Raw genomic sequence first — 10,164 nt, forward strand, 5'->3', positions numbered from 1 at the left:
CACGACGCTTTCCCCGAGGACGAGGCACCGACTCAATCAGTGGGGGTCTACACCAGACCACCCACCTCAACCCCGCGCCCCACACCCGACCAGCAGCCCCAGCCCCGCGCGGGGTGGTGCACAGGCCCAACTGCCTCAGCCCGCGCGGGTTTTCCGCACCTAGACCAACAAGCCCAACCCGCGCTCCGCGCCAGACCATCAACCCCAGCCCCGCATGCCTCCCAGTCGAATAGGTGAGCGTAGGCCCTCGGCGACGTTCCTCTTTTGCTTCCCAACGGACACCTTGCCCAACGCGGATGCCACAGGTTCGGATGGTGCCGACTCGGCTCTGCATGAATGGTGATCTTGGAGGAAGCAATCTCATGCAAACACCCGTCGACGACGATGACCTGATCGCTACCTTCGTGTGCAAGGACCCGGGTAGCGGAGATCTGGACGACTGCCCAGCCTTCTATCGGACGAACCGGGAAAGCTGGATCGCACAGGGCAAGCGACGCGGCCCGCAGGTGGCCGTTCAGCTTCGCTCCCTGGCAGACGATGAGACGTTCTGCGAGTTCCCCGATCCGCTGATGGACCTCGTCGTGCGCATGTATGTCAAGGAGCACTATGGAATCGATCTCGGTGGAGCGGCGCAGTGGGCTTCTGCGGTCCGCCAAGAGCATCCTCAAGCTTGAGCTGAGGGACAACTACGACGTAGACGCCGAGACGTTCGCAGCCTGGCGGGCAGGCCGGTCCGTCAAGGAAACGGTGAGCGTCTGGGGAGAACGTGCGGCGGCAAGGGTTGCGGCGGGTGTCGTGACCCGCCGCGTGAAGGTTGTCTCCGAACCACTGTCGGACTATCACCGGTTCATCCTTGAGGCCAGCAAGCCCGCAATAGAAGCGGGCGAGATGATGCGGTGGCTCCCCCGGCGTCTCGTCTCCACGGTCTCGCTCCCCGGTAATGACTTCTTCGTTCTTGACGACGAGATCGTGATCTTCAACGTCTTCGGCGGGGACAACCAGCGGACAGAGATTCAATTCGCCCAAGATGCCGAGGTAGTGAAGCTCTGCACCGGCGCCTTCGATCTGGCCTGGGCACTGGCCATCCCCTATGACGAATACCGCGCGACTTCCTGAGCCAAGAGGTGTCAGACAGCGCGGCCGCCGCCAAGAAGGCGTTCGGTATCAGACTCCGTGACATCCGCCTTGATGCCGGCCTGACGGGGCAGGGGCTCGCCGCCCGGTCAGGCATGCGCAACACCAAGATCTCCAGAATTGAGCACGCTCGGCAGAACCCGTCCGAGGACGACATCAGGCAGTGGTGCACCGCTTGCGACGTCCCGCATCTGGTCCCGGAACTGATCGCGGTTCTTCGGGAGATCGAACAGATGTGGGTGGAGTACCGGCGAGAGATGCGGGCTGGGCAAGTCCATATCCAGTCGCGCAGTACGCCCCTGTACGAGAGCACCGGCCTGCTCCGAGCTTACGAGTCGAACATCGTTCCCGGCATCCTCCAGACACGCGCTTACATCGTCGCGGTCCTTACTGCCAGCGCTCGGCTTCACGGGACGCCGCTCGCGGATGTGGAGACCGCCGCCGACGCCCGGCTGTCCCGGCAACATCTCGTCACAGCAGGAAACGGGCTGAACAAATATTCGTTCGTGATCGAGCACGGAGCCCTTGAACATGCATTCGGGGGCAACACCACCATGAGCGAGCAACTTGGCTTCCTTCACCAGGTGACGCGGCTCCCGAACGTGGCTCTCGGCATCATCCCGCCATGGGCGAAACGGCATGTCCGGGCGGGCGAAGGCTTCTACCTCTTTGATGAGCAACTGGTGCGTAGCGAGATGTGGTCAGGCGGTTTCCGTACGAGACGCCCGGAGGAGCTGGCTTTCTTCGTGAGGTTGTTCGGTCAGCTCCGCGGCATGGCGGTCTACGGTGACGAGGCCCGCACGCTGATCGAGACGGCGAGAAACAGCTACGCGCAAACTCGGGAAAACTCCTAGCCGTCGCTGGTCAGGGCTTCTTAGCGTCGTCGTCATGAGCTTCGACGGCCCGCGACAAGCCAGAGTCTCCGCTGATCAGCCCGCCCTCACGAGCGAGCGTCGCACGCACTTGACGGTGCTCGATGCGGCCGTGGTGGCGCATGGCGGGATGTCCTGCGGTGTAGTGCCACGTGCAGGCATGCCGGTGCTGCACGTGATCAACGCGGAGTCGCCGGGTCTTTCGATCGAAGTGGGTTGTGACTTCATCGACGGTGCATGGCGGTTCACCTGGGCTGAGACCGGCGAGTCGATCGGGGTCGTCACCGATGCCGCCGGTGTTGCCGGTGTGATTGCCCGGACGGTCGGGGCCCACGTAGACAAGGCTCCATGAGCGCGGCGGACGGCCGCGCCAGGCAGGAAGGCGAGACGGTATGGGTAAGCATGAGGGCGACCCGAAGCAGGACAAGCCCTTCGAGCCGAAGCCTCCCAAGAAGGAGGACGGCGACGGCCAGGCCCCGGGTGGCGGGAAGCGTGGGAAGTGAACGTCCCTGAGCACATCGAGGCACTGGCCGACATGCTGACCGCCAGCGGCGAGTTGACCGACCCGGCATGGCGTGCGGCGTTGCACGCCGTGCCCCGGCATCGGTTCGTGCCGCCGGTGGCGTGGGCCAACCCCTACAACGCTCCCGGCTTCCGCATCGATGGAGGCCAGCGGCCGCACGAGTGGTTGAGCGCGGCCTACGCAGACCAGCCGATCATCACCCAGCTTGATGACGGGGCAACCGAGATCGGCGGTGAAGGCGACTACACCTCCTCCCTGTCGGCTCCCGGCGTCGTCCTGGAGTTCCTGGAGCTGCTGGACCCCTACGAAGGCGACCGTGTCCTTGAGATCGGAACCGGAAGCGGCTGGACCGCCGCACTACTCGCGTACCGCGTGGGCGACGAGAACGTCACCAGTGTCGAGATAGATCCCGACCTCCTTGCGCGCGCGGCGGCCAACCTCGAAGGAGCGGGGTATTCGCCCCGCCTGGTCCTCGGCGACGGGGCTGAAGGCTGGCAGGAAGGAGCTCCCTACGATCGCGTTCACGTCACCGCCGGAGTCAGCCAGGTGCCCTATTCCTGGATCGAGCAGACCAGGCCCGGCGGCGTGATCGTCTTCCCCTGGATGCCCGAGTTCGAGCCCGGACACAAGGTGCGCCTGATCGTCGGAGACGACGGCACTGCCACCGGAAGGTTCGTCGGCGGAACGCGGTACATGATGCTTCGCAACCAGCGGACCCCCACCGCTCCCACGCACGAGGGCCCATACCGGGAGCGAAGCTCGGTGCTCGACCCGCGCCGCATCCTCCGCTCCGGGTACGGGGCGGATGTGGCCATCGCGGGTTGCCTGCCGCACGTCTCGATGGTCTTTGAACCGGGTCCGCCGTTCGAGGGATGGCTCTGGACAGGCGATTCCGGCGCTCACGTGGTCGGGCCCGACGTACGACAGTTCGGCGAGCGCGATCTGTGGGACGAACTGGAGGCTGCGTTCTTCCGGTGGGTGAAGTGGGGGCAGCCCGAACGCGGCAGATTCGGCATGACCGTCACGCCCGATGGTCAACAGGTCTGGCTCGACTCCCCGGACAACCCGATCAGCCTGTGAGAGACGGCTAGACCTCACCGCGCTCCGCGCGTGACCAAGAACACCAGCCCCGGCCCCAGCCCCGCATGCCTCCCAGTTCGGGAGAGAAAGACAGCCTTCAGGTGAGGGTTCCGATAAGCGCCTTGACGCCGACGCGTTCAGGACCGGAAGCTCGATCTGCAACATCCGTCAACCGTTCAGACGGGAGACGTCCGTGCACCTCACGTTCTTGGGTAAGGACTCGAAGCCGGACGAGTCCCCAACCCTGTACGCCACTGACCAGGACACCTACATCGTTCAGGGCTGGATCGTGACCGACCCCGAGATCCTGGACAAGCTCGAAGTGCCCGACGGCGAGACGATCGTTGAGGTCCCTCCGGGCCTCTTCACTCACCTGGTCAACGATGACGTCTCAGGTCGTGTAACGAGCTGGACCGCGCCGATCGTGCACGTGACCGACGAAGGAAACTTCATCGTTCAGGGCCGCCGGGTGACCAATTCCGAAGCCCGCAACCAGATGGACATACCAGATCACGAAGACTGTGTAGAGATCCCGAAATCGGCCCTGAGGGCTCTACTCAGCGAAGGGTAGGCCTTGGAACTGATCACAGGTGAAGCGCGTCAGGAATTCTTCCAGACCTTCCGCCGTGAAGCGCTGCACTTGGAGATGCGTGATTCTTACGGAACTCAGGCAGAGCAGCCTCATCTGAAGAAATGGGAAGGTGGAGAGCAGGACGACCGCGCTTGGCTGCAACCTTGGTTCGACACGGTGCGGTCCGCCACGCGAGAAGGAAAGGTGATCCGGAGAGCACGGATCATCTCTGAGCCCATAAATGACTACCAACGCTGGGTTCTGTCGGACTCTCACCTGTTCGTCGAAGCCGGGGAACAGATCGTATGGGTTCCCCGTCGACTCGTCTCAGGCGTCGCCCTTCCCGGAAACGACTTCTGGCTCTTCGATGAAGAGGTGGCGGTCTTTTCCATCTTCGCCGCGAGTGGCGAAGTTGTCGAACGCCAACTCTGGAAGGATCCGGACGTCGTACGGCTGTGCAAGCAGTCGTTCGAGAACGTCTGGCTTCTCGGCATCCCTGATCACGAGTACGTGCCTGTCTGACCGCCGCCAGTGTCAAGCCAGGTCCAGCGAGCCCGCGAGGAGTTCGGTGTCCGCCTTCGCGAGATCCGCAAAGATGCGCGCCTGACGGGGCGGGCCCTCGCCTCGCTCTCGGGTATTCATTTTACTAAGATCTCCCGCATCGAGAACGGGCGCCAAAATCCTTCCGAGGACGATATTCGCGCCTGGTGCGCCTCATGCGAGGCCGGAGCCCAGGTACCCGACTTGATCGCAACCCTTCGAGGCATCGAAGGGATGTGGCTGGAGTGGCAGCGCCAACTCCGTGGCGGCCTTAAACGTCTCCAGGAGAAATCCTTTCCTCTTTACGAGAGGACGCAGCGGTTCCGAGTGTATGAATCGGACGTTGTTCCGGGAATTCTACAGACGGCCGAGTACTGTCTGGAGATCCTTAAGATTGCCAGTGAATTCTACGAGACTCAGACGGATCTTGATGCGGCCGTCGCGGCTCGAATGGAACGCCAGCACTACCTGTACAAGGGTGATCGCAAGTTTGCGTTCGTGATCGAAGCGCGAACCCTGACGACCGTCTTCGGCGGCCGGGATGTGATGCTCGGGCAACTTGATCGCCTCTTGGCCGTGATGACGCTGCCCAGCGTCTCCCTTGGCGTCATTCCGCCGGATGTCGTGCGCCGGTTCTGGCCGGGTGAAGGCTTCTGGATATTTGATGATCAGCTGATCAAGATCGAAACTACGTCGGCCGGCATCAAGGTCACGCAACCGCGCGAGATCGCGCTGTTTGAGAAGGCGTTCATGCTGCTCCAGGGACAGGCGGTTTACGGGCGAGACGCCCGGCATGTCATCAACGAGGCCATAGAGCATCTGCAACATCTGTAAACATCCTGGAAGGCGCTGACCAGCCCCTTCTACCGTCGTCGTCATGAGCTTCGACGGCCCGCGACAAGCCAGAGTCTCCGCTGATCAGCCCGTCCTCACGAGCGAGCGTCGTACGCACTTGACGGTGCTCGATGCGGCCGTGGTGGCGCACGGTGGGATGTCATGCGGTGTGGTGCCGCGTGCGGGCGTGCCGGTGCTGCACGTGATCAACGCGGAGTTGCCGGGTCTTTCGATCGAGGCGGGTTGTGACTTCATCGACGGTGCATGGTGGTTCACCTGGGCTGAGACCGGCGAGTCGATCGGGGTCGTCGCCGATGCCGCCGATGTTGCCGGTGTGATCGCCCGGACGGTCGAGGCTCGCATAGGCAAGGGTCCATGAGCGCGGATGTCGGCGCGGCCGCACAGGAAAGGGCTGGTGATGGGTAAGCACGGTAAGGCTGTGGATTGTTCGGCCTGCAAGGGGTCGGGCACGCAGAAGATCGGCCGGAACGGCAAACCGACATGGTGCCGTGCACGGTCTGCAACGGAACGGGCAAGGTGTGACCGACAAGCTTCAGTGTCCCGACTGCGGTGGCGAGGGTGAGCAGCGGATCGGCTCGCTGACGATCGCCTGCCGCTTCTGCATGGGACGCGGCTATGTCGGCGGCGACTACGAGCCCGCCGAGGACCCGGCTCCCGGGGAGCTGCCACGTCCCGAGGACATTCCCGTGTGGGAGGAGCCCGGTATGGACGCCTTCCCTGGGTGCAAGGTGTGTCTGGGCGCGGGTGTGGTGGTGCACGTTGGTGATATCAACGCCCCGTCCAAAGTGGTGGAGTCGTCGTGCCCGGCCTGCGGCGGAGGCGGGGGTGGCAGGGGCGGCAGGGCAGGCTCGCCGCCGGGGTTCTGATTGCTGGCCTGGACCGGGAGACGACCGCGAAGGCGGTTCCCCACCGTAGATCCCTCTGGGCTGGCGGATGGCCAACCGCTGAAGCTTCCCCGTGGGCCGACGAGCACGACCCACGCCGGGCCCGGGTGGCGGAAAGCGTGGGGAATGAACGTCACTGAGCACATCGAGGCACTGGCCGGCCCCTGGCTAGAACCGTCGCTCGCCGCAGGGAGTCGTAGGGAGCTGGGAGAACATCCCCAGGCGAACACTCAGGCGCGTCCTGAGTCGTTGAGCATGTCGTCCAGCTCGTAGACCGTGATGCGCACCTCGGCGTTTTTCGCCAGGACGTCCGTGTCAGCCGTGAGGGCCTTGCCTTCGGGCATGTCGAACGCCTTCCGCAGCGCGCTCGTGTCGTCGAAGTCCAGCTCGGCGACCAGGTAGAGCGGCTCGCCCCCGTGCACCTGCAAGATGTTCTTGCTCAGGGTGTAGCGACGGAGGCCGGGCACCTTCCTGGCCAGCGGGATGTGGACCTCCTGGTAGTGGCGATCGAACTCCGCCTGATCCCGCGGCGTGCTCCACATGACGATCAACCGGGCGCTCGCTGCCATCCCTGCCCCCTTCGGGCGCTGACGCATGATCGTGCGTCGGGGCAACCATGTCACCGCGCCACGCGCCCGGGAACCATGGTGCCGATATCGGTCATCGGACAGACGTCCCGACCGCCCTCTCGTGTCCTGCATCGTCCAAAAGCGACACCGGGATGCGCAGACGCCCGAGGGTGCGGGCAGCCAGCGACGATCATTCCCTGCGGAAGATTTTCGAAGCATGTCCAGCCACGCATCCGCCCCGCCTGACCTAGAACGATACGAAATCCAATATCATTCTTCGATCAATACGAATATTGGACATCCACCGGCATCCCCTGATGTCCTCACCCGCATGATCGAAGCTTCCTCCCGAACGCGCGGCTCCCGGCTGGGCGTCGCCGCGCTCGCCGCCCTCACCCTTCTTAGCACCGCTGCGTGCGGAGCCTCTGCCCATGAAGCTGTCGCCCGTGGCGCGACCACGAACGCGGCCACGAACGCGGCCACGGCGGCCACGGCCGGGCCCGGCAGTGCCGCCCCGGCCGCCGCGAGCAAGACCGTCCACCTGTCCCGTCCCGGCACCACCGTTCGCGACGATCTGCGCGCCGTGTTCGACCAAGCCGGTGTGCGCGGCTCGTTCGCGCTGCTGGACGTGAAGACCCGGAAGACGACCGTGGTGGACCGGTCGCGGGCCGAGACGCCGTTGGTGCCCGCGTCCAGCTTCAAGGTGCCGCACGCGCTCGTCGCGCTGGAGACGGGGGCCGTCAAGAGCCCCGACGAGATCATCCCGTGGGACGGGACGCCGCAGCCGTTCCCGGAGTGGGAGCACGACATGAGCATGCGGGAGGCCGTCAGCATCTCGAACGCGGCGGCGTTCCAGGTGATCGCGCGCCGCATCGGTCTGAAGCGCGAGCAGCAGTGGTTGCACCGACTGGGCTACGGCAACCAGCAGACCGGCAAGGTGGTGGACCGGTTCTGGCTGGACGGCCCGCTGAAGATCTCGGCGGTGGAGCAGACGCGTTTCCTGGAGCGACTGGCGGCGCAGCGGCTGCCGGCCTCGCGCGCGAACCAGCGCACCGTCCGCGAGCTGATCAAGCAGGAGGAGAAGGACGGGTACGCGTTGTTCGCGAAGTCCGGCTGGCAGAACGCTCCCAACCCAGGCACTGGCTGGTGGGTCGGGTGGGTGGAGCGCGGCGGGCGTGTGCACACGTTCGCGCTGAACATCGACATCGTGAAGGACGGTGACGCCGGGAAGCGCGCCACCGTTGCGCGTGAGTTGTTGCGTCGGCTGAGCGTGCTGCCGAGCGCGTGACGAGCATCTCCGCTTCCGACCACGGCGACCGTCACACGGTCGCCGTGGTCGTTGCCGTGCAGGCCGCGATCTCGTTGGGCTACTTCGCGGCGATGTCGCATCTCGTCGTGCATCTTCGGGAGGACCTGGGGCTGGCGGCCGGGGTGATCGGCTTGGTGCTGGCGCTGCGCAATCTGGTGCAGCACACGCTTTCTCTGCCGGTCGGCGTGCTGGTGGACGTGCTGACGCCGGTGCGGACGGGCATCTTGGCGTGCTTGCTGCGTGCGGTCGGGTTCGCGCTGCTGGGCACGGTGTCTTCGCTGCCTGGGGTGGTCGTGGCGGCGGTGCTGCTGGGCACGGGCGGGGCGATGTTCCATCCGGCGGCGCAGTCGTTGCTGGCGGGGCTGTCGGAGCGGCGGCGGGCGCGCGGTTATGCGGCGTATGCGATGACGTTGCAGGTTGCGGCGGTGGTGGGTCCGGCGTTGGGGCTGGTGCTGCTGAACGTCGGGTACTGGTTGGTGGCGTTGACGGCGGCTGGGTTGTGGGTGTGTGCGGCGTTCTTGTTCTCGCTGGTGCGGCATGGGGCGTCTGCTGCGCCTGTCTCGGCTGTCTCGGCTGTCCCGGCTGTCCCGGCTGTCGCGCCCAGGGGCGGAGTCGTCAGCGGCGTGCGGGCGGTGCTGCGGGACCGGGCTTTCATGTGGTTCGCGGTCATGTCCATGCCGACGATGCTGCTGGCGGACCAGGCGGCAGTGGTGGTGCCGCTGGGCGGGGCGGAGGCCGGGGCGGTGACGGTGTTCTGCTGCGTGCTCGCGATGGTGTCGGCGTCGGTGCAGCCGTGGTGCGCGGCGGCGGGGCGGGCTGAGCGGCCTGGGGTGCTGCGGGCGGGGATGTTGTTCGCTGGGGGTGGTTATCTGCTGTTGGCGACGGGTGTGGGCGATCGGTTGGTGGGGTTGGTCGCGGTCGCGGTGCTGCTCGGCCTGGCTGATGGCTTGATGCAACCGGCGGTGTTCCGGACGCTTGCTCGGCTGGCTCCGCCGACGCGGTATGGGGCGTACTTGGGGGTGCGGGCGTTCTGCGCGGGCTTGTTCGCGTTCGCTGGGGGGATTGCGGTGGGGCGGTTGTTTGAGTGGGGGGCGGGCGGCGCGGCGGTGGCGTTGGGGGGTTTGGCGTTGGTGGCTTTCGGGACAGCGGTGGTGTCGTGGGTGCTTTTCAGGTGGGGGGTTGGGAGTCGGGGGGAGATTTCGGCCCTTGGCGGAACGCCATGGGGTGAAGGGCGGGACGAGGGGACGAAGGTTGGTGTGGGTAGGTAGGGACTACTTCGGCATCAGAGCGGTGTGCGAGGGAGCCAGCGCTCTAGTCTGAGAGTCCCCTAGTAAGGCCGTCGGATGGATCTCCCACTCACCTCCCGACGACAGGCAGGACACCCCGCTTCATCTATCAAGACCAACTCATGGCCGCCTCGGCGGGTTGCATGGCACAACTAAATAAAAACAGCCTCTGCCGCTTACAACAGCGCAGGTCAATAAGCCTCGGCCCCGCGCACGCGGGGATGGTCCCCCCTTCGGCGTGCCGCCGCCGTACCAGGAGCCCTCGGCCCCGCGCACGCGGGGATGTTCTGTCTGGGGCGCGCAGTACGGGCTGAGATTGGCGGGCAGGCGTGGAAAACCCGCGCGGGCTGAGGGCAGTGTGGACGTGGCTTTAACCCGCGCGGGCTAGGGCTGTTGGGCACGTGCAGAAAACCCGCGCGTGGCTGAGGTGGGCGGTCTGGTGTAGACCCCCACAGACTGAGTCGGTGCCTCGGCCTCGGCGAAAGCGGCTGTGTTTCCTTGGGGGGACGTCCCCCCAAACCCCCACATCCGGGCGCCGCCC

13 protein-coding genes are annotated in these 10,164 nt (G+C 65.5%); 12 read left to right on the forward strand and 1 reads right to left on the reverse strand.

What is annotated here, in order from left to right:
• The first annotated feature begins 362 nt into the window (after positions 1–362).
• The 10 genes from AH6_RS44085 to AH6_RS26215 all read left to right on the forward strand — a co-directional run bounded on the left by AH6_RS44085 (position 363) and on the right by AH6_RS26215 (position 6,441).
• The gene (locus AH6_RS44085; protein WP_157431726.1) at positions 363–674 is read left to right on the forward strand and encodes a hypothetical protein; all 312 of its coding nucleotides are present in this window, start codon (positions 363–365) and stop codon (positions 672–674) included.
• Positions 607–1,116, forward strand: coding sequence for a DUF6879 family protein (locus tag AH6_RS26175; protein WP_067484842.1), 510 nt, complete (start codon positions 607–609; stop codon positions 1,114–1,116). Before AH6_RS44085 ends, AH6_RS26175 begins: the two co-directional genes overlap by 68 nt.
• A gap of 8 nt (positions 1,117–1,124) precedes the next feature.
• Positions 1,125–1,988: a helix-turn-helix domain-containing protein gene (locus AH6_RS26180; protein ID WP_169807910.1), complete on the forward strand. Its 864-nt coding sequence runs from the start codon at positions 1,125–1,127 to the stop codon at positions 1,986–1,988.
• Between the two features lie 34 nt (positions 1,989–2,022).
• Entirely contained in the window at positions 2,023–2,358 is a 336-nt protein-coding gene (locus tag AH6_RS44090) for a hypothetical protein (protein WP_157431727.1), read from the forward strand.
• Between the two features lie 147 nt (positions 2,359–2,505).
• Positions 2,506–3,609: a methyltransferase domain-containing protein gene (locus AH6_RS26190; RefSeq protein ID WP_245679470.1), complete on the forward strand. Its 1,104-nt coding sequence runs from the start codon at positions 2,506–2,508 to the stop codon at positions 3,607–3,609.
• A gap of 193 nt (positions 3,610–3,802) precedes the next feature.
• Positions 3,803–4,180: a hypothetical protein gene (locus AH6_RS26195; RefSeq protein ID WP_067484851.1), complete on the forward strand. Its 378-nt coding sequence runs from the start codon at positions 3,803–3,805 to the stop codon at positions 4,178–4,180.
• A 3-nt stretch (positions 4,181–4,183) separates the two neighbouring features.
• A complete protein-coding gene (locus AH6_RS44095; protein WP_067484854.1) occupies positions 4,184–4,702 on the forward strand; it encodes a DUF6879 family protein in 519 nt (172 codons plus the stop codon).
• Positions 4,703–4,711: 9 nt separating this feature from the next.
• Entirely contained in the window at positions 4,712–5,554 is an 843-nt protein-coding gene (locus AH6_RS26205) for a helix-turn-helix domain-containing protein (RefSeq protein ID WP_067484856.1), read from the forward strand.
• Positions 5,555–5,597: 43 nt separating this feature from the next.
• Positions 5,598–5,933, forward strand: a complete 336-nt coding sequence (locus AH6_RS26210; RefSeq protein WP_067484860.1) for a hypothetical protein — start codon at positions 5,598–5,600, stop codon at positions 5,931–5,933.
• Between the two features lie 160 nt (positions 5,934–6,093).
• Complete coding sequence (locus AH6_RS26215) at positions 6,094–6,441, forward strand: hypothetical protein (protein ID WP_067484863.1); 348 nt, start codon at positions 6,094–6,096, stop codon at positions 6,439–6,441.
• 248 nt (positions 6,442–6,689) lie between these two features.
• Here the strand turns inward: AH6_RS26215 and AH6_RS26220 are convergent, their stop codons facing one another.
• Complete coding sequence (locus AH6_RS26220; RefSeq protein WP_083983471.1) at positions 6,690–7,028, reverse strand: EthD family reductase; 339 nt, start codon at positions 7,026–7,028, stop codon at positions 6,690–6,692.
• A 331-nt stretch (positions 7,029–7,359) separates the two neighbouring features.
• Here AH6_RS26220 and blaOXA point away from each other — a divergent pair, with 331 nt between their 5' ends.
• Both blaOXA and AH6_RS26230 read left to right on the forward strand, forming a co-directional pair.
• Positions 7,360–8,316, forward strand: coding sequence for a class D beta-lactamase (gene blaOXA / locus AH6_RS26225; RefSeq protein WP_083983472.1), 957 nt, complete (start codon positions 7,360–7,362; stop codon positions 8,314–8,316).
• Positions 8,313–9,605: an MFS transporter gene (locus AH6_RS26230; RefSeq protein ID WP_067484866.1), complete on the forward strand. Its 1,293-nt coding sequence runs from the start codon at positions 8,313–8,315 to the stop codon at positions 9,603–9,605. The genes blaOXA and AH6_RS26230 overlap by 4 nt, the downstream gene beginning before the upstream one ends.
• Positions 9,606–10,164: the final 559 nt, after the last annotated feature.

Source organism: Actinomadura hibisca NBRC 15177, assembly GCF_001552635.1.
Classification (GTDB): domain Bacteria; phylum Actinomycetota; class Actinomycetes; order Streptosporangiales; family Streptosporangiaceae; genus Spirillospora; species Spirillospora hibisca.

What these genes read in the sequence shown, in the direction of transcription:
- AH6_RS44085 (WP_157431726.1), top strand. Translation starts at nt 363, where the DNA reads ATGCAAACACCCGTCGACGACGATGACCTGATCGCTACCTTCGTGTGC.
- AH6_RS26175 (WP_067484842.1), top strand. Translation starts at nt 607, where the DNA reads ATGGAATCGATCTCGGTGGAGCGGCGCAGTGGGCTTCTGCGGTCCGCC.
- AH6_RS44090 (WP_157431727.1), top strand. Translation starts at nt 2,023, where the DNA reads ATGAGCTTCGACGGCCCGCGACAAGCCAGAGTCTCCGCTGATCAGCCC.
- AH6_RS26210 (WP_067484860.1), top strand. Translation starts at nt 5,598, where the DNA reads ATGAGCTTCGACGGCCCGCGACAAGCCAGAGTCTCCGCTGATCAGCCC.
- AH6_RS26220 (WP_083983471.1), bottom strand. Translation starts at nt 7,028, where the DNA reads ATGGCAGCGAGCGCCCGGTTGATCGTCATGTGGAGCACGCCGCGGGAT.
- blaOXA (WP_083983472.1), top strand. Translation starts at nt 7,360, where the DNA reads ATGATCGAAGCTTCCTCCCGAACGCGCGGCTCCCGGCTGGGCGTCGCC.